Origin of the sequence: Paraburkholderia phytofirmans OLGA172 (assembly GCF_001634365.1) — a bacterium.
Lineage (GTDB): Bacteria > Pseudomonadota > Gammaproteobacteria > Burkholderiales > Burkholderiaceae > Paraburkholderia.
Genome location: NZ_CP014578.1, coordinates 2,669,913 through 2,694,605, shown reverse-complemented (window position 1 = coordinate 2,694,605; position 24,693 = coordinate 2,669,913). Strand labels below are relative to the sequence as shown.

Annotated in this window: 29 protein-coding genes, 2 tRNA genes and 1 pseudogene; 20 read left to right on the top strand and 12 right to left on the bottom strand. The window is 62.4% G+C overall.

Annotated elements, in window-relative coordinates:
• Positions 1-131 precede the first annotated feature (131 nt).
• Together AYM40_RS11750 and AYM40_RS11745 are read left to right on the top strand one after the other, a co-directional pair.
• Complete coding sequence (locus AYM40_RS11750) at positions 132-851, top strand: FadR/GntR family transcriptional regulator (protein ID WP_063496374.1); 720 nt, start codon at positions 132-134, stop codon at positions 849-851.
• A gap of 140 nt (positions 852-991) precedes the next feature.
• Positions 992-1,990: a Gfo/Idh/MocA family protein gene (locus AYM40_RS11745; RefSeq protein ID WP_063497971.1), complete on the top strand. Its 999-nt coding sequence runs from the start codon at positions 992-994 to the stop codon at positions 1,988-1,990.
• A gap of 72 nt (positions 1,991-2,062) precedes the next feature.
• Here AYM40_RS11745 and AYM40_RS11740 read toward each other — a convergent pair whose 3' ends face one another.
• The 7 genes from AYM40_RS11740 to AYM40_RS11710 form a co-directional block, all read right to left on the bottom strand.
• Positions 2,063-2,722, bottom strand: coding sequence for an amino acid ABC transporter permease (locus AYM40_RS11740; protein WP_063497970.1), 660 nt, complete (start codon positions 2,720-2,722; stop codon positions 2,063-2,065).
• 151 nt (positions 2,723-2,873) lie between these two features.
• Complete coding sequence (locus AYM40_RS11735; protein WP_063496373.1) at positions 2,874-3,668, bottom strand: cystine ABC transporter substrate-binding protein; 795 nt, start codon at positions 3,666-3,668, stop codon at positions 2,874-2,876.
• 264 nt (positions 3,669-3,932) lie between these two features.
• Positions 3,933-4,994, bottom strand: coding sequence for a quinone-dependent dihydroorotate dehydrogenase (locus AYM40_RS11730; protein WP_181448366.1), 1,062 nt, complete (start codon positions 4,992-4,994; stop codon positions 3,933-3,935).
• A gap of 166 nt (positions 4,995-5,160) precedes the next feature.
• Positions 5,161-5,982 (bottom strand): arginyltransferase, encoded by an 822-nt coding sequence (locus AYM40_RS11725; RefSeq protein WP_063496371.1) that lies wholly within the window; start codon positions 5,980-5,982, stop codon positions 5,161-5,163.
• A 104-nt stretch (positions 5,983-6,086) separates the two neighbouring features.
• On the bottom strand, positions 6,087-6,824 hold the full coding sequence (aat, locus tag AYM40_RS11720) for a leucyl/phenylalanyl-tRNA--protein transferase (RefSeq protein ID WP_063496370.1): 738 nt from the start codon (positions 6,822-6,824) through the stop codon (positions 6,087-6,089).
• 9 nt (positions 6,825-6,833) lie between these two features.
• Positions 6,834-7,379, bottom strand: coding sequence for an NUDIX hydrolase (locus AYM40_RS11715; RefSeq protein ID WP_035550671.1), 546 nt, complete (start codon positions 7,377-7,379; stop codon positions 6,834-6,836).
• A 366-nt stretch (positions 7,380-7,745) separates the two neighbouring features.
• Positions 7,746-7,822 (bottom strand) — tRNA-Met (locus AYM40_RS11710).
• Between the two features lie 281 nt (positions 7,823-8,103).
• Between AYM40_RS11710 and AYM40_RS11705 the strand changes: the two genes are divergently transcribed.
• Positions 8,104-8,601, top strand: a complete 498-nt coding sequence (locus tag AYM40_RS11705) for a heme-degrading domain-containing protein (RefSeq protein ID WP_063496369.1) — start codon at positions 8,104-8,106, stop codon at positions 8,599-8,601.
• Positions 8,602-8,611: 10 nt separating this feature from the next.
• Positions 8,612-8,944, top strand: coding sequence for an SMR family transporter (locus AYM40_RS11700; protein ID WP_063496368.1), 333 nt, complete (start codon positions 8,612-8,614; stop codon positions 8,942-8,944).
• A 2-nt stretch (positions 8,945-8,946) separates the two neighbouring features.
• Here the strand turns inward: AYM40_RS11700 and AYM40_RS11695 are convergent, their stop codons facing one another.
• Entirely contained in the window at positions 8,947-9,330 is a 384-nt protein-coding gene (locus tag AYM40_RS11695; RefSeq protein ID WP_063496367.1) for a hypothetical protein, read from the bottom strand.
• A 313-nt stretch (positions 9,331-9,643) separates the two neighbouring features.
• Here AYM40_RS11695 and AYM40_RS11690 point away from each other — a divergent pair, with 313 nt between their 5' ends.
• A complete protein-coding gene (locus AYM40_RS11690) occupies positions 9,644-9,928 on the top strand; it encodes a DUF1488 domain-containing protein (protein WP_063496366.1) in 285 nt (94 codons plus the stop codon).
• A gap of 67 nt (positions 9,929-9,995) precedes the next feature.
• Here the strand turns inward: AYM40_RS11690 and AYM40_RS11685 are convergent, their stop codons facing one another.
• Complete coding sequence (locus AYM40_RS11685; RefSeq protein ID WP_063496365.1) at positions 9,996-11,006, bottom strand: NAD-dependent epimerase/dehydratase family protein; 1,011 nt, start codon at positions 11,004-11,006, stop codon at positions 9,996-9,998.
• A 162-nt stretch (positions 11,007-11,168) separates the two neighbouring features.
• Between AYM40_RS11685 and AYM40_RS42405 the strand changes: the two genes are divergently transcribed.
• Both AYM40_RS42405 and AYM40_RS11675 read left to right on the top strand, forming a co-directional pair.
• Positions 11,169-12,254: a TetR/AcrR family transcriptional regulator gene (locus tag AYM40_RS42405; RefSeq protein ID WP_236720822.1), complete on the top strand. Its 1,086-nt coding sequence runs from the start codon at positions 11,169-11,171 to the stop codon at positions 12,252-12,254.
• A 46-nt stretch (positions 12,255-12,300) separates the two neighbouring features.
• Complete coding sequence (locus AYM40_RS11675) at positions 12,301-13,437, top strand: enoyl-CoA hydratase/isomerase family protein (protein WP_063496364.1); 1,137 nt, start codon at positions 12,301-12,303, stop codon at positions 13,435-13,437.
• A gap of 3 nt (positions 13,438-13,440) precedes the next feature.
• On the opposite strand, the gene AYM40_RS11670 is transcribed toward AYM40_RS11675, so the two are convergent.
• The gene (locus tag AYM40_RS11670) at positions 13,441-13,866 is read right to left on the bottom strand and encodes a hypothetical protein (protein WP_063496363.1); all 426 of its coding nucleotides are present in this window, start codon (positions 13,864-13,866) and stop codon (positions 13,441-13,443) included.
• A 540-nt stretch (positions 13,867-14,406) separates the two neighbouring features.
• Between AYM40_RS11670 and ssuD the strand changes: the two genes are divergently transcribed.
• The 6 genes from ssuD to AYM40_RS11640 all read left to right on the top strand — a co-directional run bounded on the left by ssuD (position 14,407) and on the right by AYM40_RS11640 (position 18,575).
• Positions 14,407-15,567 (top strand): FMNH2-dependent alkanesulfonate monooxygenase, encoded by a 1,161-nt coding sequence (ssuD, locus tag AYM40_RS11665; RefSeq protein ID WP_063497969.1) that lies wholly within the window; start codon positions 14,407-14,409, stop codon positions 15,565-15,567.
• A 56-nt stretch (positions 15,568-15,623) separates the two neighbouring features.
• The gene (ssuC, locus tag AYM40_RS11660; protein WP_236720821.1) at positions 15,624-16,556 is read left to right on the top strand and encodes an aliphatic sulfonate ABC transporter permease SsuC; all 933 of its coding nucleotides are present in this window, start codon (positions 15,624-15,626) and stop codon (positions 16,554-16,556) included.
• Positions 16,553-17,581 (top strand): ATP-binding cassette domain-containing protein, encoded by a 1,029-nt coding sequence (locus AYM40_RS11655; protein WP_063496362.1) that lies wholly within the window; start codon positions 16,553-16,555, stop codon positions 17,579-17,581. Before ssuC ends, AYM40_RS11655 begins: the two co-directional genes overlap by 4 nt.
• Before the next feature lie 47 nt (positions 17,582-17,628).
• Complete coding sequence (locus AYM40_RS11650; protein ID WP_063496361.1) at positions 17,629-17,844, top strand: TOBE domain-containing protein; 216 nt, start codon at positions 17,629-17,631, stop codon at positions 17,842-17,844.
• Between the two features lie 170 nt (positions 17,845-18,014).
• On the top strand, positions 18,015-18,212 hold the full coding sequence (locus AYM40_RS11645; RefSeq protein WP_063496360.1) for a hypothetical protein: 198 nt from the start codon (positions 18,015-18,017) through the stop codon (positions 18,210-18,212).
• Between the two features lie 120 nt (positions 18,213-18,332).
• On the top strand, positions 18,333-18,575 hold the full coding sequence (locus AYM40_RS11640; RefSeq protein ID WP_063496359.1) for a DUF6566 family protein: 243 nt from the start codon (positions 18,333-18,335) through the stop codon (positions 18,573-18,575).
• Positions 18,576-18,752: 177 nt separating this feature from the next.
• On the opposite strand, the gene AYM40_RS11635 is transcribed toward AYM40_RS11640, so the two are convergent.
• Positions 18,753-19,019: a hypothetical protein gene (locus AYM40_RS11635; protein WP_063496358.1), complete on the bottom strand. Its 267-nt coding sequence runs from the start codon at positions 19,017-19,019 to the stop codon at positions 18,753-18,755.
• Positions 19,020-19,369: 350 nt separating this feature from the next.
• On the opposite strand from AYM40_RS11635, the gene dusA reads away from it, so the two are divergent.
• A complete protein-coding gene (gene dusA / locus AYM40_RS11630; protein WP_063496357.1) occupies positions 19,370-20,371 on the top strand; it encodes a tRNA dihydrouridine(20/20a) synthase DusA in 1,002 nt (333 codons plus the stop codon).
• Between the two features lie 103 nt (positions 20,372-20,474).
• Positions 20,475-20,550, top strand: a tRNA-His gene (locus AYM40_RS11625).
• Positions 20,551-20,565: 15 nt separating this feature from the next.
• On the opposite strand, the gene AYM40_RS41380 is transcribed toward AYM40_RS11625, so the two are convergent.
• Positions 20,566-20,715, bottom strand: a complete 150-nt coding sequence (locus AYM40_RS41380) for a hypothetical protein (RefSeq protein WP_158515276.1) — start codon at positions 20,713-20,715, stop codon at positions 20,566-20,568.
• A gap of 318 nt (positions 20,716-21,033) precedes the next feature.
• Here AYM40_RS41380 and AYM40_RS11620 point away from each other — a divergent pair, with 318 nt between their 5' ends.
• The 5 genes and pseudogenes from AYM40_RS11620 (at position 21,034) to AYM40_RS11605 (ending at position 24,684) form a co-directional block, all read left to right on the top strand.
• The gene (locus tag AYM40_RS11620) at positions 21,034-21,855 is read left to right on the top strand and encodes an alpha/beta fold hydrolase (protein WP_063496356.1); all 822 of its coding nucleotides are present in this window, start codon (positions 21,034-21,036) and stop codon (positions 21,853-21,855) included.
• Between the two features lie 88 nt (positions 21,856-21,943).
• Positions 21,944-22,378: a DoxX family protein gene (locus AYM40_RS11615; protein WP_063496355.1), complete on the top strand. Its 435-nt coding sequence runs from the start codon at positions 21,944-21,946 to the stop codon at positions 22,376-22,378.
• Positions 22,379-22,669: 291 nt separating this feature from the next.
• The gene (locus AYM40_RS11610; RefSeq protein ID WP_063496354.1) at positions 22,670-23,554 is read left to right on the top strand and encodes a lipid A biosynthesis lauroyl acyltransferase; all 885 of its coding nucleotides are present in this window, start codon (positions 22,670-22,672) and stop codon (positions 23,552-23,554) included.
• Between the two features lie 34 nt (positions 23,555-23,588).
• Positions 23,589-23,723: pseudogene (locus AYM40_RS42400) on the top strand (LysR family transcriptional regulator); the annotation flags it as partial.
• A 271-nt stretch (positions 23,724-23,994) separates the two neighbouring features.
• Positions 23,995-24,684, top strand: a complete 690-nt coding sequence (locus tag AYM40_RS11605; RefSeq protein ID WP_063496353.1) for a hydrolase — start codon at positions 23,995-23,997, stop codon at positions 24,682-24,684.
• Positions 24,685-24,693: the final 9 nt, after the last annotated feature.

Sequence of the window (24,693 nt, the reverse complement as noted above, 5' to 3'; positions counted from 1 at the left end):
CCAACTGGCGCAACCGTTTCGAAGCTAGCAACGTATCGTAAAAGAACAACGACATAACGATAAAACGACACATCAGGGCCGCTTGATCAACAGGCTACGCGGGGGCAAACACCGCTTCGGGGAGAGGTCAAATGGAACAGGCAAACAAGGATCGATCGCTGGTCAGTAAAGTCATGGACGGGCTCGTGACCGGCATTGTCGAGGAGAAGTACGGCGCCATCCTGCCACCGCAGGATGTGCTGTCGAAGGAGTTCGACGTCAGCCGCACCGTCATGCGCGAGGCGCTGTCGATGCTGCTCGCGCGCGACATGCTGGACGTGCGGCCCAAGATCGGCACGCGCATCCGGCCGATGAGCGATTGGCGCATGATCGACGAGGACGTCGTGAACTGGCGTTTTCGCGCGAAGCCCGATCCCCTGTTTCTACGCGACGTGATCGAGTTTCGCATCCTGATCGAACCGCGTGCCTCGGCACAGGCGGCCGCGCGCGGCAGTGCCGCCGACATCACCGCGATTCGCGAAGCGTTCGAAACGTTCCGTGTGATCCGGCCGGGCGAGCCCGGCTATCAGGCCGCCGACGAACTCTTCCACGCGCGCATCGTGGTGGCGAGCGGCAATCAGTTCTTCAAACAGATGGCGGCGATCATCCGCGGCGCGCTGTCGACCGTCAACCCGATCGTCAGTCAGAAGGACGGGTTGTGGGAGGAGGCGGTGAGCACGCATCAACGCGTGGTCGAAGCGATCGAACGGCGCGATCCGAAGGAAGCGGAAATCGCCTCGCTGGCGATGATCGACTACACCGCGGAAGAGATCGGCAGCAGGTTCACTTCGGAACCGCCGATGCGCGGCTGAGCGTGGCCGCTGCGGCGGCGGCCCGGATTGTCTTCCCGGGAGACCTGGCATAACGGACGGTGTGGCAGCATGCCCGCGCGCAGGCGCGCGGCTTGCGTCACAATAGCGCCTGTTCTGAACTGCATGGACTCGAAGGAACGATGACAATTGCAACGCAAGAGGCCTCCTCGGGCGGCATGATTCGCTGGGGGATCGTCGGGACGGGCCGCATTGCCCGTCGCTTCGCTCTTGGACTCGCTCATGTGCCGCACGCGCAATTGACCGCGCTGTGGTCGCGTCGCACCGAACCGGCCTTGGCCTTCGCCGGAGAATTCGGCGGCGAGGTGTGCGCGAGTTTCGACGCGCTGCTCGCGAGCGGTATCGACGCGCTTTATATCGCCACCGTCCAGGACAGTCACGCCGAGTACGCGATCGCCGCGCTGCAAGCCGGTCTGCACGTGCTGTGCGAAAAACCCGCCACCATCAACAAGCCGCAACTCGTGCGCGTGCTCGATGTCGCTCGCGCCGAGCAACGGCTTTTCATGGAAGCCATGAAGCCGCCGTTTTATCCGCTCTACAGGACTTTGCGCGCACATCTGGATGCCGAGCCGATCGGCGAGGTGGGTCTCGTGCGTGCCGGGTGTTCGGTGCCGGGCGTGCCGGACGATCATCCGTCGCTGTCGTTCGAGCATGCGGGCGGCGCGCTGCTCGATATCGGTGTCTACGAAATGTTTCTCGCGGTGGACTGGCTCGGTGCGCCCCGTGAGGTGCAGACGCTCGGGCGGCTCGGCTCGACCGGCGTCGATACGTTCGCGAGCCTGAACAGCCAGCATGAGCGCGGTATCGGTCAGCTGTTTTGCGGACTCGACCTGCACGGCAAGGGCGACGCGTTGCTGATGGCCAAAGGCGGGCATGTCACGATTCATGAGCCCTGGTGGAATCCGGCGCGCGCGACGATCCGGTACGCCAACGGTCGTGTGGTCGAACTCGACGAGCCGTTCGAGGGCGGCGGTCTGAACTACGAGACCGCGCATTTTTGCGAGCTGATTCGAGCGGGGCAGCTGGAGAGTCCGCTGATGCCGCATAGCAAGTCGCTGCAGATGATCGAGATGGCGGATGCCGCGCGTGCCGCGTTGGGGCTTAAGTTCGCGGGGGAGTGAGGCGTATCCGATGTTCGGCTACGATCGCGATGACAGCGCCGACTCGCGTGACTCCGGGCGAGGCATGGACGCTCAGTGGCGCGCCGGCAGCGCAAGGCGCCGTTCGTACCAGTGCTGCACCCACTCGAGCACCTGGCACAGCACCCAGTAGACCGCGGCTGCCGCGAGGTACAGCGGCAGCGGCTGATAGGTCGACGCGATGATCTCCTGCGCGCTGCGCAGCAGTTCGGTCACGGTAATCACCGACACCAGCGACGTATCCTTGATCAGGCTGATCAAGCTGTTAGACAGACTCGGCACGGCGATGCGCAAGGCTTGCGGCGCGATCACGTAGCGCAGCGTCTGGCGCCGCGAGAGTCCGAGGCTATAGGCGGCCAGCCATTGGCCGTTGGGAATGCCCAGAATCGCGCCGCGCATGCTCTCCGACAGATACGCCGCCACGTTCGCCGACAACGCGATCACGCCCGCGGGTGTGGGGTCGAGCGAAATGCCGAGACTCGGCAAGCCGTAGTAGATCACGAAGATCTGCACCAGCAGCGGTGTGCCGCGGAACAGGCTGACATACACGCGCGCGAGCCAGTTCAGCGGGCGGTTGTGGCTGATGCCCATCACCGCGAGCACGGCGCCGGCAAAGAGGCCGAAGATCATCGACAGAACCGCGAACTTGACCGTCAGGACGGCGCCCTGTGCGAGCACAGGAAGCGATTGGACGAGCAGGGAAGTGGTGGACATGAGCGGTGGGTAGGGTTGGCGCGCAAAGCGCACATCATAAACTTTGGCGGGCGTTAAGTACGTCTGCAAAAGCGCGTCTGCAATAGGCGCCTCTGCAAAAGCGAAGGGCGGCATCGTCGACGATGCCGCCCTTCGTTTCATCCGGCGCGCGTTACTTGATCGGCTTGCTCACGTCAATGCCGAACCACTTGTCCGAGATCTTCGAGAACGTGCCGTCCGCTTCGAGCTGGCTCATCGCGTCGTCGATCGCCTTGGCGAACTTCGGATTGCCCTTCCTGAACGGAATGCCCGACGGGTTGCCCGCGCCGACCGTCGCGCCCGTGCGCAGCGGCAGTTGCGAGTTCTTCATCAGATACGCGAGCATCAGGCGGTCGTTCAGCGCCGCGTCCAGACGGCCGGCGGCCAGGTCGCGCAGGTATTCAGGCGCGCCTGGATACGTCTTCACGTCGATGCCCTGCACCGACTTTGCCATGTCCATGTAGTTCGTGCCCAGACCGACGCCGAGCTTCTTGCCCTTCAGATCGTCGAGCGATTTGAACTGGCGCGTGTCGTCCTTACGCTGGATCAGCTGAGCGGCCGAGTACGTGTATGCCGGCGAAAAGTCGAGCGCCTGTTTGCGTGCGTCCGTGATGCCGACCTGGTTGACGATCACGTCGAACTTGTTCGCCTGTAGACCGGCGATGATGCCGCTCCACTCGGTCGTGACGAACTCCGGCTTCACGCCGAGCTTCGCGGCGACGGCTTTGGCGATGTCGACGTCATAGCCGACCAGCTCGCCCGACGGCGCTTTCGAATTGAACGGCGGGAAGGTGCCTTCCAGACCGACGCGCAGCGTGCCGCGTTGCTTGACCTGGTCGAGCAGGTCGTCCGCATGGGCGGTGACAGCGGTGAACGACGCGCCGATCAGGCCGGCGACGAGCATCTTTTTCAGCAAGCCAAATTTCATCGAGTTCCTTTTTTTCGTCTGGCGTTTTAACGGACGAAAGCATAACAAAGCAGACTATCGAAATCTAAATACCGTTTGAGTATGTCTATATTACTGATGCGGATTGGAGATGGCGCGGAGCGGACCGCCGTATGTCCCGCTTCAGGTCGGGCCGAGTGGAGCCGGATTCAGGCTGGGTTGGACCGGGCGTGGACCCGGCTTGGGGCAGCCCACGCCGCTCCAAGCCACACACGAACCCGCTGCGCCGGAGGCCGCCGCCTGGCTTTAGCGCAGCGCCTGCGCACATTCGGCCACCAGCGCCGGTCCGCGGTAAATGAAGCCGGTATAGAGCTGCACCAGCGAAGCGCCCGCCGCCAGCTTGGCGCGCGCATCCTCGCCCGAGAAAATCCCGCCCACGCCGATGATCGGCACCGTCTCGCCGACTTCGGCGCGCAGCTTGCGGATCACTTCGTTCGACGCGTCGAACACGGGCTTGCCCGACAGGCCGCCGGCTTCGTCGCCGTATTGCATGCCGGTGACGGCGGTGCGCGAGAGCGTGGTATTGGTGGCGATCACGCCTTCGAAATGATGGCGTAGCAGCGTATCGGCGATCGATTTGATCTGTTCGTCGTCGAGGTCCGGTGCGATCTTCAGCGCGAGCGGCACCAGCTTGCCATGCAGGTCGGCCAGACGCTGCTGCTTGTCCTTGAGCGCCGCGAGCAGCGCGTCGAGTTCGCCCGCGCCTTGCAGCTGGCGCAGATTCTTCGTATTCGGCGACGAGATGTTGACCGTCACATAGCTCGCGAACGGGTACACGCGTTCGAGGCAGTACAGGTAGTCTTCGGCGGCGCGCTCGATCGGCGTGTCGGCGTTCTTGCCGATGTTCAGCCCGAGAATGCCGCGATAGCGCGCGGCCTGCACGTTCTTGACGAACTGGTCGACGCCTGCGTTGTTGAAGCCCATCCGGTTGATCACGGCATTCGCCTGCGGCAGGCGGAACATGCGCGGGCGCGGATTGCCCGGCTGCGCGCGCGGCGTGACCGTGCCCACTTCAATGAAGCCGAAGCCGAGCGCCGCCAGACCGTCGATACACGCGCCGTCTTTGTCGAGACCCGCGGCGAGCCCGACCGGGTTGCGGAACGTCAGCCCCATCACGGTGCGCGGCGCATCCGGCACGTGTGGCGCGAGTACGCCCGCAAGGCCGGTGCGGCCGGCGGCGCCGAGCACGCGCAAGGTCAGGTGGTGAGCGTCTTCCGCGTCCATGCGAAAGAGTTGGGCGCGTACGAGCGGGTAGAGGGAACTGAACACAGGACGAAGCCGGGCGGCCGGAAAATGGGAACCCGCCATTTTACCGGCTTTGGGGTATGAGTGAGACTAACTGGAAGGGGCGCGGGGGCGTGCGCACCAGGACGCTGCGGGCGAACCTGCCTGATGTGGCGAGGCGTACTGGCGCAGCGGCGTCAGCTTCGGAGCGTGCAGACGGTACCGCCTCGCCTGGTGGCGCCCGCGGATGTTACGGCCGCAGCGGTCCGTGCCGACCCTGAATCGCCAGATCGACCGGCGGCAGATTGATGTTGGCGGGATCGAGCACTTTCCAGACGCCGTCGATCAAGCCTTCGAGCGGCCGGAAATTCGCCTTGTACGCCATCTTCGGACTCTCGCGAATCCAGTAGCCGAGGTACACGTAGGGCAGCTTGAGGTTCTTCGCCTGCTCGATCTGCCAGTAGATGTTGTAGGTGCCGAAGCTGGTGTGCGGCAGACCCGGTTCGAAAAACGTATAGACCGACGAAAGCCCGTCACCCAGGATGTCGATCATGCTGATCATGCGCAGAATTCCCGGCGCTTCCGGATAATCCGGCAGCGGCTCGCGAAATTCGACCAGCCGCGAGTTGATCCGGCTCTGCAGCAGGAACTGCTCGTATTGATCGCGGCTGTCGCGGTCCATGCCGCCGCCGGCATGCCGAGCCGACTGATAGCGCATGTAGAGCGCGTAGTGTTCTTCGTCGTAATGCAGTGGGGCGACCGTTGCGACCAGCTCGCCGTGCTTCTTCCAGACCCGGCGTTGCGTGCGGTTCGCCACGAAATGATCGACCGGCACGCGCACCGGCACACAGGCGCGGCAGCCATCGCAATACGGGCGGTAGGTGAACACACCCGAACGGCGGAAGCCGGCTTTGACGAGGTCGGTATAGACGTCGGAGTTGATCAGATGGCTGGGGGTGGCGACTTGCGAACGCGCGATGCGGCCATCCAGATAGCTGCAGGGATAGGGCGCCGTTGCATAAAATTGCAGCGCGGAAAGCGGGGAAAGAGGCAGCTCGTTGGGATGAGTCACGTTGGCAGCTCTAGAAGCGTCTCTGGTAGTGCAAACCCGGCGTGCCTTGCGGCTCGTGACCCGCGGCTCGGTAGGCGACGGATCCGGATTCGGCCTGATTCTTCCTACGCCGCCGGCGCGACGACATCGCGCAATACGGTCTTGTCGAAGCGCCAGGGAATTGGCGCTGCATCGACAGACGCACGAACATGCGCAATGAACGCTTTGCGCGCTATCTCGCGGCCGCCGAGCGACGCCAGATGCGACGTGTTCTGCTGGCAGTCTATCATTTCTATTTCGTGACGGCGCAAGTGTGCGACAAGCGCGGCGAGCGCCATTTTCGACGCATCGGTGACCTCCGCGAACATCGATTCGCCGAAGAACATCCGGCCGAACGACACCCCGTACAAACCGCCCACGCGCTCGCCTTCGAACCAGGTTTCGATGCTGTGCGCATCGCCCACCCGGTGCAGGGACGAATACGCCTCGACCACGTCGGCGGTGATCCACGTGCCGCGCTGGCCGCGCCGCGGCGCCTGCGCACAGGCGCGCATCACGGCGGCGAAATCATGGTCGACGCGGATTTCCCAGGCGTCTTCGCGCAGCACACGCTTGAGCGTCTTGCGCAGCGACGGCGACACTTTGAACTCGGCGGGGCGCAGGATCATGCGCGGATCGGGACTCCACCACAAGACCGGCTGGCCGTCCGAGTACCACGGGAAGATGCCGCGCCGATAGGCGTCGATCAGCCGCGACGGCAGCAGGTCGCCGCTGGCGGCGAGCAGGCCGGGGGCGCCGCTTGTCGCGCCGAGCGCGCGCTCGACGGAGGGAAACGGATCGTCAGGTCCGAGCCAGGGAACCATGCGCGCCGCTCAACCTTCGCGCAGTGAGCGGAAAATATCGCCCGTATGCAGGCCGAAGCTGCCGGCGGCACGGTCGGCGAAAAAGAAACGCAAGGTCTGGCCGACGGTCGGGAAGGCGATCTCGTCCCACGGAATTTCGTGTTCCTCGAAGAGTTTCACTTCGAGGCTTTCCTCCCCGGCGGCGATGTCGAGATCGAGCAGGCGCGCCATATAGAACAGATGCACCTGATGCACGTGCGGGACGTTCAGCAGCGAGAACAGGCTTTGCACCTCGACGCGCGCGCCGGCTTCTTCCAGCGTTTCGCGCGAAGCCGCTTCGGCGGTGGTTTCGCCCATTTCCATGAAGCCTGCCGGCAGCGTCCAGTAGCCGTAGCGCGGTTCGATCGCGCGACGGCACAGCAACACCTTGTCGTCCCAGACCGGGACGGTGCCGACTACGTTGCGCGGGTTCTGATAGTGCACCGTGCCGCAACTGCCGCATACGAAGCGCTCGCGGTTGTCACCCGGCGGAATGCTCAGGCTGACGCCGTGGCCGCAGACAGAACAGAATTTCATAGGAAGGGGACGAGAAAGAGTGATGGGAGTTTATCACTGGGGCGAGCTTTGCCGGGAGCGGGGCATGGCGGTGCGCGTCGGGCAGTACGGGGTGGGGAATTTCACTGGTCAGACGCCCGCCGGCGCTTGTGTCCGCTTGCGTCCGCTTGTGCCTGCTGCTGCCGTTGAGGAAGAATGCGGATATGTTTGGAGTCCGGATCAATGGGGCGGGCGGGAATGACGGGGTGTGCAGAACGCCTCGCAACTGCGAGGCGGAGAACGGGAAACAGAAAGGACAGAGACAGAAAACAAAAAAGGCCTGCCGGTTGGGCAAGCCTTTGATATTGTTTCGACGTTTCGAACCGCTTCAGCTATTTAAAAGCTACTTGGTTGCGGGGGTAGGATTTGAACCTACGACCTTCGGGTTATGAGCCCGACGAGCTGCCAGACTGCTCCACCCCGCGTCCGTCGAAGAAAAGATTATAGGACAAAGCGACAGCCAACGCAATAGCTATTTAAGAACCGACTTCAATACATGCCGAGGCACGCCAATGCGGAGAGGTTTCCAAAGCGGCCTCCAAAGCGGTTTCCAAAGCGCGGCGCTCTCCAAAGTCGCGGCGCGCATTGCCGGCGTCGCAAACCGGAAGGCCCTCGTAAGGCGCTGCGCTAGAATCCAGATTCTCTTCGCGCGCCGGCATGCATGTGCGACGGGCTGCGCTTCACCTCTTACCTTGCTCTGAACTCCATGGATATCGCTCACGATCTACAGGTGATTGCCGCACAGGAACACGCGCTGGTGTTCCCGCAATTCGACGCCGACCGCGCATGGCAGGTCGGTGCCTATCTGCACGAGGTCGCGAGGGCACGCGGCATCGCCGCCGCCATCGACGTGCGCACGTTCGGTCAGCCGCTGTTCTTCAGCTTGCTTGACGGTGCTACGCCGGACAACGTCGACTGGGCACGCCGCAAGGGCAACACGGTCGCGCATTTCCGGCGCAGTTCGTACGCGATCGGTTTGAAGATGCAACATGCGGGTAGCACGCTCGCCGACAAGCACGGCTTGCCGGTCACGGAATATGCGTCCCATGGCGGCGCGTTTCCATTGACGGTAGCGGGCGCCGGTGTGATCGGCTCGATCACAGTATCCGGTTTGCCGCAGCGTGCGGATCACGAACTGGTGGTGGAAGCGCTGTGTGCTCACCTCGGCCACGACTACAGCAAGCTCGCGCTTGCAAAGGCCTGAGGCGATGCGGATGCCTCCTTATGCATTACTCGCCATTGCGATCGTTGCCGAAGTCATCGCGACCTCCGCAATGCGGGCGTCGGAGGGTTTTTCGCGGCTGTTGCCCGCAACGGTCGTGGTGATCGGCTACGGCATCGCGTTCTATTGCCTGTCGCTCACGCTGAAGAGCATTCCGGTGGGCATCGTCTACGCGGTGTGGTCCGGCGCCGGCATCGTGCTGATTACGCTGGTCGCGCTCGTGCTGTACCGGCAAGTGCCTGACGTGCCGGCCATTATCGGGCTCGGGCTGATCATTGCCGGGGTCGCCGTGTTGAACATGTTCTCGAAGATGCAGGCGCACTGAGGCTACTTGCAGCGCACGATCATCGACCGGTTTTTCACGTTGGCCGAGACCACGTTAGTGACGCTGCCGCCCGCGGCGCCGCCTTCATCGTTGTCTTTCGAAACGATGTCGTAGCCGGTCGCGCCACATGCATTGCCGGCCTGCACGTAGCAGGAGGCCCAGCTGGAAGCGGCGTCGGCGCCGCTGCAGTTCACCGCGAAGCCGGTCTGGCCGTTCGGCAGATTGATCAGCGAGGTGGTGTTCGACGATGCGCAACCGGCGAGACCCGCGCCGAGCAGCAGGGCGGCGGACAGGGCGGCAGACAGGGACGCCCTGCGGACTAGCGCAAGCGCGGCGCTGCTGGGTCGGAAGCGGCTGGAGCGGCGCAGTTGCGTCATGAAATGCATCGTAATGTTTCCTTTCATCGGGGGTGCAGCAGAGAAGATTTTCCCATATTGCGCTCGCTGAACCCGAAATGGCGTCACTGCACCGGCACAGACCGTGCCGCTGGACCGGTTCGATAGAGGCAGGCGGCACAAGCGCAATCCGGCGTATCGATTCGCACGCAGAACTCATCTGCCCGGGTGGCGCGGCATCGGGCAGGAGGGCGAAGGGGGCTGGACCGCGGTCCAGCCGCGCGAGTACCATAACGGGCATGTCCGGGGGCGGGCGGTTCTCACTGGTGTGCTTTTCCTGCCGGATACTTCTGATGAGGCGACCATGGAAATTCGGTTTCCCGCGGATGCGCCTGCTTACCGCGACTCAAATCTGACGGTGGTGTTTCCCGCGCTCGTGGACGGCGAACCGGTGCCGTGTGCGATTTCGGTCGGGGCGCTCGAGGATCACTTCGGCGCGTACTCAGAGGATCTCGAAGGCTGGATGCGCGCGTTCGATGCCGGGCGTCCGCACATCGAGGCCGTTGCGCGCGAGCATTTGCAGATCAGCAACGGCACGCCCGTGCTGCTCAAGAGCGGCCATTTCCCACCAGGCAACGTTGCGGGCTGATCCGGCTCATTCGCTGATACGTGGGTGGCGCGCTGCCAATACTCTCGCTTGCGATAGCTGTCCACAGTCAGGCTGTTTTCGCGGCGCTCCGGTGCGTGTTTGCATTCGCCGATGCTGCCTCGCGCGCTGCGTCGAAAGCATGGCGGATACCGTCCTCGTACGAGGTTTTTGCGATCGGGCCGATTAGCTTCGTCAATGCGGAGTCGTCAAGCACAACCGGCTCGGTCATCAGGTAATTCATCTCCACCAGTTCCCGCATCAGCGGATTGAAAAGGCCGAGCATGCGCAGCATGGTCTTGCCGGCCACCATCAGCTTCGGCCCGCGGCCCGCCAGCGCATAGGTCTGTCTCGCCACTTCGCGCTGCGTGATCGTGCCCGTGCCGGCCAGGTGCCACCACCGGCCGTATGCGTCGGGTGTGCGTGTGAGCTTCTCGACCACCGGTCCGATATCCGGCAGGTAGATGAATTCGTGCGGCACATCCACCGGCCCGATCACCTGCGCGCGTTTGCCGTGCGCCGCGCCCTCGAACACGCCATTCAGCAGACTGCGTTCGATGCCGGGGCCGTAGAAATCCGGCAGGCGCAGCACCAGCGTCGACAGGCGGGTCGATCCGCTGGCGTGCCCGTGTGCCGCCAGCACCAGTTTTTCCTGCGCGAGCCGCATCTTGCCTTTGAACGTATGGGGCTCGCGCGGATGATTTTCGCTAATCGGATTGCCGCGTGCGCGGCCGTACGGATACACAGTGCCGATCAGAATGAAGCGCTCGACGCCCGCCGCCGTTACCCCGGCGAGGGTTCTTTCCATGAGCGGCGGATGCGCGGCGAACTGATCGTAGGGCACGCCCACCAGATAGATCACGGTTTGCAAACCGGCTGCCGCAGCGCTGATCGAAGCCGGATCGTCTGGATTCCACATGACGATTTCCGCATGCGGATCGTGGCCGAAAGCCGCCTCGAGCGGCGCGCGCGAGCGGCCGACCACCCGGTAATCCCGGCCCGCCGCGCCGAGAGCCGCCGCAATACTTTGCCCTGCCGCGCCCGCGGCACCGAATAAACCCACTTTTCCTGTGGCTTGCATGACGACTCCTGAAGACGGCGCCGTATCGCGCCTGGGGGATGTTGGCCGATCGATGTGTTGATTGATGTGTTGGTTGATCAATGAGAATTTAGTGAACACCGTTCAGTGAACAGTGTTCAGTTTAATTTGACTTTTCAGTTTGTCAACCCGAAAATGTCTGTCATGGGAATCGTCGAACGAAAAAACCGTCAGAAACAGGCGCTGCGCGAGCGCATCCTCGACGCAGCGCGGCGCATTGTGATGCGCGAAGGCTTTGCCTCGCTATCAATGCGCAAGATTGCCGACGCCATCGAGTATTCGCCCGCCACGCTGTACCTTCACTTTGCGAGCCGCGATGAGATCGCCCAGGCGCTGTGCGCGGAAGGCTATGCGCAATTGCTGGAGACGTTCGTGCCGCTTGCGCAGATCGCCGATCCGGCTGAGCGCTTGAGGGCGCTCGGGCGGGCTTATGTGGCGTTCGGTGTCGCGCATCCGGAAACCTACCGGCTGATCTTCATGGAAGACCCGAGCTACACGGGCGCGGCGCTGGGCGGCGTGGCGGCTGCGTCGAGGGCGGCTGTGTCAGGGGCTGCTGTCATGGATGCAGATGCAGGTGCAGGTGCGGGTGCAGGTGCAGGTGCGGGTGCAGGTGCAGGTGCAGATGCAGATGCAGATGCAGATGCAGATGCAGATGCAGATGCAGATGCAGATGCAGATGCAGATGCAGATGCGGGTGCAGGTGCAGGTGCAGGTGCAGGTGCAGGTGCAGGTGCAGGTGCAGATGCGGTGGGCGAAGCATCGGAGATCACGGCGGCAGGAACACCGGCCGCGGGTCCCCCCGTGTCAGAAAAGGCGAGCCTCGCGCCGGCGAAACCGGACGACGACTCCGGCGAAGCCGCGTTGCACATCATGCTCTGCGCGCTCGAAGAGTTGAAAGCGGCGGGGCGCTTGTCCGCATCGATGGACGTGACCGTTTGGGCGGAGGCGTTCTGGGCGACTCTGCACGGCATCGTCGCGCTCAACCTCACGTGTCCCGTGTTTCCGAGCGCGCCGCTGGATACGGTGGTGGGTGTCGCGCTCGATGCCTGGCTGGGTACGCAAAACGCCGGGCAGCCGCGAGGCGTCACGAGCGCTTCCCGGGCGCGGAAAAAAAAGTCTGCTGAAACGTCGGTTGAACCGCATGTCGAGCCGGGCACCAAACCGGCTATCGGAGCGGAAACCAACGCGGACACCAAACCCGCGGCCAAGCCCAAAGCCGCGAGTGCGTGATAACGTTCAGTTCCGTTTCATTTCGCGCCATCGCGCTTAGCTCTCCATGTCCATTTCCACCTCGCCCGCCGTCAGCGACGAAGTCGCGACTTACATAGCCAACCGCATCGGTTTCATCGAACTGGAAAGGCCGAAGGCGCTCAACGCGCTGTCGACCGGCATGATTCGCGCGATGCATGCGGCGCTCGACCAGTGGCGCGAAAATCCCGACGTGCTCGCCGTGGTGGTGCGCAGCGCGCATCCGCGTGCGTTCTGCGCGGGCGGCGATATCCGCTTTCTGTATGAGTCCGCGCAGCGCGGCGAGCATGATGCGCGCGATACGTTTTTCACCGAGGAATACCGGCTCAATCACGCGATCTTCACCTACCCGAAGCCGTACATCGCGTTGATGAACGGCGTCGTGATGGGCGGCGGCATGGGGATTTCGCAGGGCGCGCATCGCACCGGCGGCCTGCGTGTGGCGACTCACTCGACGAAGATGGCGATGCCCGAAACCCGCATCGGACTCTTTCCCGATGTCGGTGCGGGCTGGTTTCTGGCGCGCACACCCGGCGCGCTCGGCCGCTATCTGGCGGTCACCGGCGAAACGATCGGCGCAGCCGATGCGCTCTACGCAGGCCTCGCCGACGCCTATATCGACGACGCGGCATTGCCCGCGCTAGTCGATACGCTGCGCACTGAACGGTTCGAACGTGGCGCAGACGTGGTGGCGTGCGTCGAGCGCGAGACGGCCGCGCATCAGGTCGTGCCGGCACCCGATGCTTCGTTGCTCGCGAACACACGTGCGTTGATCGACCGGCATTTCGCGTTGCCCGACATGGCGCAGATTCTCGCTTCGCTGGAACAGGAACGTGAGCTTGGCGGCGAGGCCGCCGATTGGGCAGAGCAGACGATTGCCGTGTTGCGCGAACGTTCGCCCTTGTCGATGGCCGTGTCGCTGGAAGTGGTGACGCGCGCCGAGGGCTCGATGGCGGATGTGTTGCGCTGCGATCTCGATCTGACGCGCACGAGCTTCGCGCAAGGCGACACGGTCGAAGGGATTCGCGCGCGCATCATCGACAAGGACAACGCGCCGCGCTGGCGTTTTGCGCGCATTGAAGACGTGAGCGCCGCCGATGTGGCGAAGATGTTCGAAAGCCCGTGGCCGGCCAACGAACACCCGTTGCGCGATCTGCGGGCTTGACGCTCAGTCCTCGTCTTCGCTCGCCATGAATGCGCGCATGAACACCAGCGCGCCCCAGCCCCACATCGCGTTCGCCGCGAAACCCAGCGCGAGGCGCGGCAGCATGTTGCCGCTTGGCCAGATGCCGCGCAGCGGATCGACCACGAACACGCTTGCCGCCGTCAACGCAATGCCGCCGAATACAAAGGCGGGCACCCACGGCGCGCGCCGCCCAGGCGCCACGCGCAACAGCCACGCCATCAGCACCGCCCAGCACGCGCTCCAGATTGCGTTCGCAATGAACTCGGGCAGCCCGAGCGGCAAAAAGGGCGCGGTCGAAAAACCGGTTGGGTCGATCAAACCGGCTGCGTGCAGCAGCGCCAGAGTCGATTCATGAAAGAACAGGGAAGCCAGAAAACCGGCGACGAACGGCAGGATGAGTTTTTGCATGCATTGCACCGCGAGAGCTCAGGCGGCGCGGTTCGCGCGGCCTGCACCGGATTATTGGAAACGTGGCGCCATTATATATAGGGGCCACCCGCTTCCAGCGTGGGGAAGGTGCAATACCGCGCAACATCCGTATGCTTCAGCGTCGGGCTAATCACGAAAGTGGAAAACCTAAGCTAAAAAAAATCGTTCAAAAGCCGGTCCCCGGTCCATAGACTGCTTCTCCATACAGACGGTGTTTGCCGCCGTCGCCTGTTTAATCGAGCGCATCACGCGCACGTTTGGTCGAGGGAAGCCGTCGCGATGTCCTGCCTGATGCCGATCTTCAACTGCTCCATGGCGCGCACGCATATGTGGATGCGCTGTCGGAGCTAATCCGCGCCTCACCGCAGTATTTCCATAATTTTGCGCTTGCATCTCCGGCTGTGTGCCGGATGGATGCGCGCGGCCAGCGGTGCGCGGCCGGCGTGTGCGCTTTCACTCGACGCACCATCGTTGCACACGTCCCCATTCAATCCGGTTTCGAACAAGCAGGAGCAGCAAATGAATGTGTTCTGGTTCATTCCGACGCACGGCGACAGCCGCTATCTCGGCACGTCCCAAGGCGCACGCGCAGCGGACTACGACTACTTCCAGCAAATCGCCGTCGCCGCCGATACGCTCGGTTACGAGGGCGTGCTGCTGCCGACCGGCCGTTCGTGCGAAGACGCATGGGTCGTCGCGTCGAGCCTGATTGGCGCGACCAAACGTCTGAAGTTTCTGGTGGCGATCCGTCCGGGCATTTCGTCGCCGGGCCTCGCGGCGCGCATGGCGGCGACCTTCGACCGGCTGTCGAATGGACGTCTGCTGATTAACGTCGTGACCGGTGGCAGTCCGGCTGAACTCGAAGGCGACGGCGTGTTCGTCGATCACGACATACGCTATGAAATCACCGACGAATTCCTGCAGATCTGGCGCAAGCTGCTGAGCGCCGCGCATACCAACGACGCGATCGACTTCAGCGGCAAGCATCTGACCTCGAAGGGCGGCAAGGCGCTGTATCCGCCGGTGCAGAACCCGCATCCGCCGTTGTGGTTCGGCGGTTCGTCGGCGGCTGCGCACGACATCGCGGCCGATCACATCGACACGTATCTGACGTGGGGCGAGCCGCCCGCGGCCGTCGCGAAGAAGATCGCCGACATTCGCGCCCGTGCCGAAGCGCGTGGCCGCAAGATCAAGTTCGGCATTCGCCTGCACGTCATCGTGCGCGAGACCGAAGAAGAAGCATGGGCCGCCGCGGACAAGCTGATCAGCAAGCTCGACGACGAAACCATTGCCCGTGCGCAGGCTTCGTTCTCGAAGATGGATTCCGTGGGACAGCGCCGCATGGCCGCGTTGCACGGCGGCAAGCGTGGCAGCCGCGCGGAACTCGAGGTGTATCCGCATCTGTGGGCGGGCGTGGGTCTCGTGCGCGGTGGCGCGGGGACGGCGCTGGTCGGCAATCCCGAGCAGGTGGCGGCGCTGATGAAAGAATACGCGGCGCTCGGCATCGAGACGTTCATCCTGTCCGGCTATCCGAATCTCGAAGAATCGTATCGCTTCGCCGAACTGGTGTTTCCGCTGCTGCCGGGCCGTCGAATGAAGACCTCCGGCGGTCCGCTGTCGGGTCCGTTCGGCGAGATCGTCGGCAACGACTATTTGCCGAAGGCGACGAGTTCGAGCTGAGCGCTTTTGCGCGGTTCTGTCACTACGCCCAACAGTTAAGCAATAAGGAAATCGTCATGGCTCAAGCCACTGCGAGTGCGGAACGAGGTCCGAGCGAAGGCACGCGTGCGGACGCCAATGCGGACTTGCATGCAGACGTGAATGCAGGTGCGTGTTCAGGCGCTAGTCTTGCCGCGAGTTTCACAGCCAGTTTCACCGCGAGTTTCACCGTATCACGCCGCATCGGCGCGCATCTGGCGCCGTGGCTCGTGCCGCTGGCGATTCTGCTGGTGTGGGAGTTCGCGGCGCGTAACGGCATTCTCTCGACGCGCGTGCTGCCCGAACCGCTCGCGGTCGTGAAGGCCGCATGGTCGCTGATCCAGTCCGGCGAAATGTGGGCGGACGTGAAGGTCAGCACGTGGCGCGCGGTATCGGGCTTTGCGATCGGCGGTGGCATCGGATTCGTGCTCGGCCTTGCGACGGGTCTCTTCAAATTCGCCGAAATCGCGCTCGACTCGACCGTGCAGATGATCCGCAACATTCCCGCGCTGGCGATGATCCCGCTCGTGATCCTGTGGTTCGGTATCGAGGAAGAGGCGAGGGTGTTTCTCGTCGCGCTGGGCGTGTTTTTTCCGATCTACGCGAACACGTTCCACGGCATCCGCTCGGTCGATGCCAATCTGATTGAAATGGCGCGGAGTTACGGCGTGAAGGGTTTCGCCCTTTACCGCCACGTGATCCTGCCGGGTGCGTTGCCGTCGATTCTGGTCGGCGTGCGTTTCGCGTTCGGGCTGATGTGGGTCACGCTGATCGTTGCTGAAACCATCTCCGCGCAGTCTGGCATCGGCTACATGACGATGAACGCGCGCGAATTCCTGCAAACCGATGTGGTGGTGGTCGGCATCCTGCTCTACGCGGCGCTCGGCAAACTCGCCGACTTGCTGGCCAAGCGTCTCGAGCGCGTGTCGCTGCGTTGGCATCCGGCGTATCAACGGGGAGCGAAAGCATGAGCGCAACGACATTGTCGGCGTCGTTCGGCGGCATCGCCGGCAGCGATCTCGAAGCCGAACTGGCGCAACCGCGCACCGTCGATCACGACGCCGATGAGGCGGCTGGCTTCGACCGTGCGGATCAGGCGCACGATTACCATCGCGTGGGCAGCGTGGGCAGCGTGGGCGTCGTGAGCGGAGTGCCCTCGGCGGCGGGGGCATCGGCGCGCAACGACGCACGCCGGTCCGCCGATCATGCGGTCGAGTTGCGCGGTGTCGGTAAGCAGTACGGCGAGCGCAAGGTGTTGTCCGATTTTGATGTGTCGATCGAGCGCGGCAGCTTCGTGGCCATTGTCGGCCGCAGCGGCTGCGGGAAATCGACCTTGCTGCGGCTGGTCGCCGGCCTGGAAAAGACCACGTCGGGCGTGCTCGAAAAGCGCGCCGAAGACGGTCGGCCGCTCGACACTCGCATCATGTTTCAGGACGCGCGGCTCCTGCCCTGGAAGAGCGTGCTGCAAAACGTGATGCTCGGCCTCGGCCGCAGCGCGCGTGAAGATGCGCGCGCCGTGCTCGCGGAAGTCGGCTTGCTGGAGCGCGCCAACGACTGGCCCGCACAGCTCTCCGGCGGCCAGCGTCAGCGTGTGGCGCTGGCGCGTGCGCTGGTGCATCGGCCGCAATTGCTGCTGCTGGACGAACCGCTCGGCGCGCTCGACGCGTTGACGCGTATCGAAATGCACGCGCTGATCGAACGCCTGTGGCGCGAACATCGATTTACCGCGCTGCTGGTGACGCACGACGTGCATGAAGCCGTCGCGCTAGGCGAGCGGATTCTGCTGATCGAAGAAGGGCGCATCGCACTCGATCAGCCGGTGCCGCTTGCACGCCCCCGGGCGCGTGCATCGGCCGGTTTTGCCGCGCTGGAAGAACATGTGTTGCAACGCGTACTGAAGACGGCGCCGAACGACGGCGCGCGGTCCTTTCGCGCTTACGACGCACGTAACGAGGGCCGCCTCAGGCGGCCGACAGACGTCCGCTGGGCCGTCTGACATCCCTTGACCGACTTTTTTCAACCGCTTTTCTGGAGCCACTCGATATGGGCATTTCCGCAATCAACGTACGCAATCAGTTCAAAGGCAAGGTCAAGGAAATCATCCGTGGGCCGGTGGTATCCGAGGTCGACGTGGACACGCCGTTCGGCATTGTCACCTCGGTGATCACCACGCGCTCGGTCGACGAACTCGACTTGAAGGTCGGCTCGGAGGTAGTCGCCCTGGTGAAGTCGACGGAGGTGTCGATCGCGCGTCTGTAAGCCCCCGCTGTGCCGTTCGCACCGCCACGCGTGCCGACGCTATTTCGCGTTGGCGGCGTTGGCGGCGCCGGCGGGCATCCAGACGGTGCACAATGCCCATGCGTCGACGCGTCCCTGCGTGCTGCCGCGAAACTTGCTACGATAAATTCAGCATCACGACGGAGACGGCCATGTCGAAGTCATTAAGTCCGGAAGCGGTTGAAGCACTGCGGCGCCTGAACGAAGTCGGCGTCGGACAGCCCATGCCGAAGTTTGCGCAATCCGTCACGGCGGAGTTGCTGGCGAACGGGCTGGCCGCCGAAGCTAGCGGCGGCGACGTCGAAATCACCTGTAACGGCCGGCAGTACCTGTCTGGCGATTGCGACTGATCGTCGGACGAGGGCCGGCCGATGCATGCTCCGAGCCGCGACGACGGCCCGGCGGAGAGGCATGGCCGCGGAATTTCATACGGGTACCGAAGCCATCAGGGAAGCCATAGGGAGGCGATCATGGAGCCGAAAGGCCTCGACATGGGCGACTACCGGGAGCGCTATCAGGACTACGACATCGAAGTCGCGGTCGAACAGGTGCTCACCGGCGTCAAAGCGCACTTCAGGGTGTTGCGCAACGAGGCGGTGGTGGTCGACTGGCGCCTCGTGCACATCGACACCCTATGGTCTACCGAGCATGCCGCTGCTCAGGCAGGCTTCAGGGTGGCGCGCGAAACGATCGATGCCGGCCTCGCCGTCTAGCCACAAGCACGCGAGCCGGCAAGCGCATTCAATTAAGGCTACGCGGGGCTTGATGCTGCGGGCGCCGCCGCGATGTAATGGGACTGAAAATGGAACTGGGCGCCGGCATGCGTTGCTGCATGCGCGGCGCCCAGTTCGGTTGCCGTCTTGTGAACGGCAGCCTGCAACGGCGACAGATTAGTGGCCGAAGAAAACCGATTGCGGGCCCGAAACCGGCTCACGCGTACCCGATTGCGTCGACACGTTCTTCGTGCCGCCGAACGAATTGGATTCAGTGTTAGCGCGCTCGGCCGCGACGGTTTGCGCGTTCTGGCCCTGTTGCGAAGCCGGTGCGCCGACCGACGGACTATAGTAGGGTGCAGGGCCGTAGCCGCTAGCGAATGCGGGAGCAGCGATCGAGGCAGAAACAGCAACCAGCAGGGCGGCGATAAGCTTGGTCTTCATGGTGTGACTCCGATAACGTTTCGATTTCATTTCAGGAAGGCGTCGCAGGGGCCGATGGGATGTATCTGCAACGTCGATGGAGTGCAGTGTATACACCTACTATCAAAAATTTGTACCGATAATTTGAATTTACTGTTCTGGCTGCCGCAATAATCGCTCAGAGGGTTATGCGACAGGCGTCAGCGGCGGTCTGACCCTGTTGGCCAAGCGTTTTCGCCGCTCAAAGACCCGCTTGGCAGGGCGGTTTATCGGCGCGGTTGTGGGGAATATCTGGCCCGTCTTCGGCGTTTCAGGGGCATTTCGCCACTTGCGGTAAAATTGCGGTTTGATTCAAGCCGTCTGGCCGCCCCATGTCTTCAGCTCAAACTCCCAGTCCGCGCCGCATTTCTGTCGCTCCGATGATGGACTGGACCGATCGCCACTGCCGCTCGCTGCATCGCGTGATATCGCGCCATACGTGGCTCTACACCGAAATGGTCACCACCGGCGCGCTGCTGCACGGCGACGTGCCGCGCCATCTGGCGTTTACGCCCGAAGAAGCGCCGGTTGCCTTGCAACTCGGCGGCAGCGAGCCTGACGATCTCGCGCGTGCGGCGAGGCTCGGTGAGCAATGGGGCTATGACGAGATCAATCTGAACTGCGGCTGCCCGTCTGAGCGCGTGCAGCGTGGTGCGTTCGGCGCTTGCCTGATGAACGAGCCGCAACTCGTCGCCGATTGCGTGAAGGCAATGCGCGATGCCGTGTCGGTACCGGTAACGGTCAAGCACCGGATCGGCGTCGATGCGGTCGAGGAATATGGCTTTGTGCGCGACTTCGTCGGCACGATCGCGAACGCCGGCTGCAGTGTGTTCGTGGTGCACGCGCGCAATGCGATTCTCAAGGGCTTGAGCCCGAAAGAGAACCGCGAGATTCCGCCGCTCAAATACGACTACGCGTATCAGTTGAAGCGTGACTTCCCGCATCTGGAGATCATCATCAATGGCGGCATCAAGACGCTTGATGAGGTGGAGGCGCATCTTCAGCACGTCGATGGCGTGATGCTCGGGCGCGAGGCCTATCACAACCCTTATGTGCTGGCCGATGTCGATGCACGCTTCTACGGCTCGACGGATGCGCCGCTCACGCGCGAGCAGGTCGAGGCGAAGCTGATCGAATATTGCGCGGCTGAAATGGCGCGCGGCACGTACCTTGGTGCGATCACGCGTCATGCGCTCGGCCTCTACCGCGGTGAGGCAGGCGCACGTGGATGGCGTCGCGTGTTGTCCGATAGCAAGCGCCTGGCGGCGCGCGATCTGAGCATCTTCGACGAGGCAAGACAGCATCTGCGTGAGCCCGTCGAAATTTTTGAATAAAGGACTAGGCAAACGGAATTCTTGTTCGTATAATCTCGTTTCTTCATCGGCGAGCCAAGTTTCTCAGCAATGAGTTGCTTAGCAAGTCAAGCAGATGTCAGTGGTGGCTGTAGCTCAGTTGGTAGAGTCCAGGATTGTGATTCCTGTTGTCGTGGGTTCGAGCCCCATCAGCCACCCCAAAGAATTCAGTAGATTCAAAACGTTGTAGCTGAAGAGCCGTTCCAGAATGCAAAATTCGGAACGGCTTTTTTGTTTTTGGAATCTACGTCGCCATTTTTGCGGCCTTCATCTTGCGTCAGTCGCATCGACGGCAAATCACGCTCGGATTTGCGTGCGCCGCGCATTCATCTGCATCTTCCTGCCTTCCCACTCCCTCGAAATCGTCGGATCGAATTTCCCGACGTAGTAGGCGATCGCTTCCCGCCACACCCGGCGCATACCGCGTAAGGCATGCGGTATGCGGGGTTACGTTTAAGAACATTTAAGACTGCCGTCAGGACTTTTAGCGCTTCATCCCCCTAATCTGCTGACCAGTCGGGATGCCGCGTCGGTCCGAAACCGGCGCGCTTGCGGCGGCGGTCGTCCCTGCTGTTTCCAATGCCGCAAGCACTGCAGCGGGCAGCAAAACCGGCAATCATCTTGCACATCCAGGAGCACGAGCCATGAACTTCGTTACTACCAGGGACGGCGCACAGATTTTCTACAAGGATTGGGGCTCGGGCCACCCGATCGTGTTCTCCCACGGCTGGCCGCTCGATGCCGATGCCTGGGACGCGCAAATGCTGTTTCAGGTGCAGAAAGGTTATCGCGTGATCGCTCACGATCGCCGGGGCCACGGCCGTTCGAGCCAAACCGCGCACGGTAACGACATGGACACCTACGCGGATGATCTGGCTGCCGTCATCGAGGCGCTCGATCTCAAGGGCGCAACCCTCGTCGGCCATTCAACGGGTGGTGGAGAAATCGCGCACTACGTGGGGCGCCATGGAACAAAACGTGTCGCCAAAATGGTCCTTATCGGTGCGGTGCCGCCGATCATGCTGAAGACCGAGGCCAATCCGACGGGGCTGCCCATGTCGGTCTTCGACGATATTCGGACCAATACCGCAAACAATCGGTCGCAGTTTTTCAAGGACCTCGCGGTGCCTTTCTACGGCTATAACCGGCCCAATGCAAAAGTCCAGCAAGGCGTGATCGACGAATTCTGGCGCGAAGGGATGATGGGCTCGGTGCTCGGTCAGTACGAGTGCATCAAGCAGTTCTCCGAGGTCGACTACACGCCAGATCTCAAGAAGATCGATGTGCCGACGCTGATCCTGCATGGCGACGACGATCAGATCGTGCCGTTGGACGACGCCGGGCGTAAGTCCGCGCAAATCGTCAGGAACGCCACGCTCAAGGTCTACCCAGGCGCACCTCACGGCATGTGCACGACGGAAGCGGATCGCGTCAATGCCGATCTTCTTGCATTCATCGAGTCGTAAGCTTGAGGCGCAGCGAAGCCGATAAAGGCCAGGAAGATTGATGCTGCCGGCGTTGTGACCCGGCAGCCTTGCTATAAAGGAAGCCTTGATGAACCGCCTCGATTCCGAACTGGCGCCGGTACCGTCGCGCACGGCCGACGCCGCGCTGCTTTTCCTGCGTGTCGCGGCCAGCGTGCTGGTGCTGATCGTGCACGGCCTGCCGAAGGCCATGCACTACACGAGTCAACTGGCGGCGATCGAAGACCCGCTGCATCTTGGCAAGACGTTGACGCTCAGCTTTGCGATCTTCGCCGAGGTGCTGTGCCCCGTGCTGATGATTGCGGGCATCGCGACCCGGCTTGCCGCGTTGCCGATCATCGTGATCTCGCTGATGGCGCTCACGCTGGTGCATCCCGAGTGGACGCTCGATCAGGCGCAGTTCGCGTGGATGCTGCTGATCCTGTTCGGCACGATCGTGATCGGCGGTGCGGGACGCTACCGTGTTACATGGTTTTCGCGAACGCCGGCGAACCGACGCGCATGAGCCGCGTCTGGAACGATTCAGGTTCACTCCACAAAGGGACGCGGATGCCGCGGCGCGGTTCACGGCCGCGCTGGCGTCGGCACGCCGCCGTCTTAAGAAAAGTTAGTCCTGCAACGCCATTCGCAAGGTCGGCAAGAAGTCGAAGGCATGGTATCGGCCGACATACTATTTTGCGAAGTGGCTACTCTTTTGTGGGATATTAGCGGGATTGTTTTCCCTGCGTTGAAAGCAGGGTTGGGCGCAGGTATTGGCGCCTCGCTTCGTTAGCAGTTTTCACAGAGAAACGATCTCATGCTTACGCGTCTGAGTACCCACCTCGCTATCGGGTTTTTGAAGTTCCTGGCAATCCTCCCGTACGGCCTTGTTGCCCGCTTTGGCGACGGCCTCGGTTGGCTCCTGTACCAGATTCCGAGCAGGCGCAAGCGGGTGGTCCACATCAATTTGCGTCTGTGCTTTCCGCAATGGGATGCAGCCCGCCGTAATGAAGTGGCGGGGCAGCATTTCCGCCATGTTATTCGCAGCTACGTCGAACGGAGCGTTCAATGGTTCGGCTCGGCGGCGAAGCTCGAAAAGCTGGTGCAGATCGAGAGCGAGATCGATCTCCTTGATCCCGATATGCCGCCGACGCTATTGTTGGGCGCGCATTTTGTCGGTATCGAGGCGGGTTCGATTTTTATCAACTACGCGTTGCAGCGGCAATGTGGCGCGCTGTATCAGCCGATCTCGAATCCGCTGCTGGATAAGGTCGCCATTGAAGCGCGCGGACGCTTCGGTTCGCACATGGCAAGCCGTGCCGACAGCGCTCGGATCGTGTTGCGCTGGCTGCGCGATCGCAAGCCCGTGATGCTCGGTGCGGACATGGACTACGGAAAGCGTAACTCCATGTTCGTGTCGTTTTTTGGCGTGCCGGCATGCACACTCACGGCAACCGGTCGTCTTGCCAGGACGGGTAATGCGCAAGTGGTGCCGTTTATCGGCGAGGTGCTGCCGGGCTACAAAGGGTATCGCCTCAAGGTTTTCAAGCCATGGGAAAACTATCCGAGCGGCGACGACTATGCCGACGCGCGCCGGATGAATGAGTGGCTCGAAGCAGAAATTCCGCACATTCCAGAGCAGTACTACTGGGTGCACAAGCGCTTCAAGACCCGGCCGGAAGGCGAGAAGGGCTTCTACTAACGGCTTCAGCCAACCCGGCTAGCAACTCACCTGCAACTTCGATGCGAGCCCTCGTCAAGGCGACGCAGTCGTCTACGCCGCCTATCTGCCCAATCGCCGTCACTCCGGCAAAGTGCGCTCGCTCGTTCAGTTTCTCGAAGCACGGCTTCACACCTCATCCGAAGGCTGAACGGCGGCGCGCCCACGCCGGCTGATTGAAGTGTACGAATGCAGCGCACATAAAGTCCTGCAGAAAATGTGAAATGTTCTGAGCCGGCCATATGGATCGCGTCGCGATCAGTCGCGACTGTCCGGCCGTCATTTTGTTTAAGAACTATTAAGGGCTTTGCCAAGGACTCGGCGAAAAGTGGTGGATAGACTGGGCGCTAGTTTTTCTCGCACTCAGGGCGAGTGCGACATGACTTCCCGTGTTCACTAATTTCCTTAGGATGTACAAAGCCATGGCAAATCCGAAACTTGAAGTCCTGACACCGGCAAACTCGCAGATCATTTTCATCGACCACCAGCCGCAAATGGCTTTCGGGGTCCAGTCCATCGACCGTCAGGTATTGAAGAACAACGTAGTAGGACTCGCGAAGGCAGCGCGGGTGTTTAACATTCCTACCACCATTACGACAGTGGAATCCGAAAGTTTCTCGGGATACACCTACCCCGAGCTGCTGGACGTGTTTCCGGGGCACAAAGTGCTCGAACGCTCGTCCATGAATTCGTGGGACGACCAGAAGGTTCGTGACTCGCTGGCTGCCAATGGCCGGAAAAAAGTGGTGGTGGCAGGTCTGTGGACCGAGGTTTGCAACAACACGTTTGCGCTATGCGCGATGGACGAAGGCGACTACGAAATCTATATGGTCGCCGACGCGTCGGGCGGCACGTCGAAGGAGGCCCACGATTATGCAATGCAGCGCATGATCCAGGCCGGCGTGGTTCCGATGACCTGGCAACAGGTGTTGCTCGAATGGCAACGCGATTGGGCGCACAGAGAGACTTACGACGCAGTTATGGCGATTGCCAAAGAGCATTCGGGTGCGTACGGAATGGGCATCGACTATGCCTACACCATGGTGCACAAGGCTCCGCAGCGCGCGGCAGGGTCGCACGAGGTTCTGGCGCCAGTGCCTGCGAAGAAGTAAATAGTCGCC

Excerpts from the sequence above, each read along its gene's own strand:
- AYM40_RS11750 (WP_063496374.1), top strand. The coding sequence starts at position 132 with ATGGAACAGGCAAACAAGGATCGATCGCTGGTCAGTAAAGTCATGGAC.
- AYM40_RS11745 (WP_063497971.1), top strand. The coding sequence starts at position 992 with ATGACAATTGCAACGCAAGAGGCCTCCTCGGGCGGCATGATTCGCTGG.
- AYM40_RS11740 (WP_063497970.1), bottom strand. The coding sequence starts at position 2,722 with ATGTCCACCACTTCCCTGCTCGTCCAATCGCTTCCTGTGCTCGCACAG.
- AYM40_RS11735 (WP_063496373.1), bottom strand. The coding sequence starts at position 3,668 with ATGAAATTTGGCTTGCTGAAAAAGATGCTCGTCGCCGGCCTGATCGGC.
- AYM40_RS11730 (WP_181448366.1), bottom strand. The coding sequence starts at position 4,994 with ATGGCGGGTTCCCATTTTCCGGCCGCCCGGCTTCGTCCTGTGTTCAGT.
- aat (WP_063496370.1), bottom strand. The coding sequence starts at position 6,824 with ATGGTTCCCTGGCTCGGACCTGACGATCCGTTTCCCTCCGTCGAGCGC.
- AYM40_RS11715 (WP_035550671.1), bottom strand. The coding sequence starts at position 7,379 with ATGAAATTCTGTTCTGTCTGCGGCCACGGCGTCAGCCTGAGCATTCCG.
- AYM40_RS11705 (WP_063496369.1), top strand. The coding sequence starts at position 8,104 with ATGGATATCGCTCACGATCTACAGGTGATTGCCGCACAGGAACACGCG.
- AYM40_RS11700 (WP_063496368.1), top strand. The coding sequence starts at position 8,612 with ATGCCTCCTTATGCATTACTCGCCATTGCGATCGTTGCCGAAGTCATC.
- AYM40_RS11695 (WP_063496367.1), bottom strand. The coding sequence starts at position 9,330 with ATGCATTTCATGACGCAACTGCGCCGCTCCAGCCGCTTCCGACCCAGC.
- AYM40_RS11690 (WP_063496366.1), top strand. The coding sequence starts at position 9,644 with ATGGAAATTCGGTTTCCCGCGGATGCGCCTGCTTACCGCGACTCAAAT.
- AYM40_RS11685 (WP_063496365.1), bottom strand. The coding sequence starts at position 11,006 with ATGCAAGCCACAGGAAAAGTGGGTTTATTCGGTGCCGCGGGCGCGGCA.
- AYM40_RS42405 (WP_236720822.1), top strand. The coding sequence starts at position 11,169 with ATGGGAATCGTCGAACGAAAAAACCGTCAGAAACAGGCGCTGCGCGAG.
- AYM40_RS11675 (WP_063496364.1), top strand. The coding sequence starts at position 12,301 with ATGTCCATTTCCACCTCGCCCGCCGTCAGCGACGAAGTCGCGACTTAC.
- AYM40_RS11670 (WP_063496363.1), bottom strand. The coding sequence starts at position 13,866 with ATGCAAAAACTCATCCTGCCGTTCGTCGCCGGTTTTCTGGCTTCCCTG.
- ssuD (WP_063497969.1), top strand. The coding sequence starts at position 14,407 with ATGAATGTGTTCTGGTTCATTCCGACGCACGGCGACAGCCGCTATCTC.
- ssuC (WP_236720821.1), top strand. The coding sequence starts at position 15,624 with ATGGCTCAAGCCACTGCGAGTGCGGAACGAGGTCCGAGCGAAGGCACG.
- AYM40_RS11655 (WP_063496362.1), top strand. The coding sequence starts at position 16,553 with ATGAGCGCAACGACATTGTCGGCGTCGTTCGGCGGCATCGCCGGCAGC.
- AYM40_RS11650 (WP_063496361.1), top strand. The coding sequence starts at position 17,629 with ATGGGCATTTCCGCAATCAACGTACGCAATCAGTTCAAAGGCAAGGTC.
- AYM40_RS11645 (WP_063496360.1), top strand. The coding sequence starts at position 18,015 with ATGTCGAAGTCATTAAGTCCGGAAGCGGTTGAAGCACTGCGGCGCCTG.
- AYM40_RS11640 (WP_063496359.1), top strand. The coding sequence starts at position 18,333 with ATGGAGCCGAAAGGCCTCGACATGGGCGACTACCGGGAGCGCTATCAG.
- AYM40_RS11635 (WP_063496358.1), bottom strand. The coding sequence starts at position 19,019 with ATGAAGACCAAGCTTATCGCCGCCCTGCTGGTTGCTGTTTCTGCCTCG.
- dusA (WP_063496357.1), top strand. The coding sequence starts at position 19,370 with ATGTCTTCAGCTCAAACTCCCAGTCCGCGCCGCATTTCTGTCGCTCCG.
- AYM40_RS41380 (WP_158515276.1), bottom strand. The coding sequence starts at position 20,715 with ATGCGCGGCGCACGCAAATCCGAGCGTGATTTGCCGTCGATGCGACTG.
- AYM40_RS11620 (WP_063496356.1), top strand. The coding sequence starts at position 21,034 with ATGAACTTCGTTACTACCAGGGACGGCGCACAGATTTTCTACAAGGAT.
- AYM40_RS11615 (WP_063496355.1), top strand. The coding sequence starts at position 21,944 with ATGAACCGCCTCGATTCCGAACTGGCGCCGGTACCGTCGCGCACGGCC.
- AYM40_RS11610 (WP_063496354.1), top strand. The coding sequence starts at position 22,670 with ATGCTTACGCGTCTGAGTACCCACCTCGCTATCGGGTTTTTGAAGTTC.
- AYM40_RS11605 (WP_063496353.1), top strand. The coding sequence starts at position 23,995 with ATGGCAAATCCGAAACTTGAAGTCCTGACACCGGCAAACTCGCAGATC.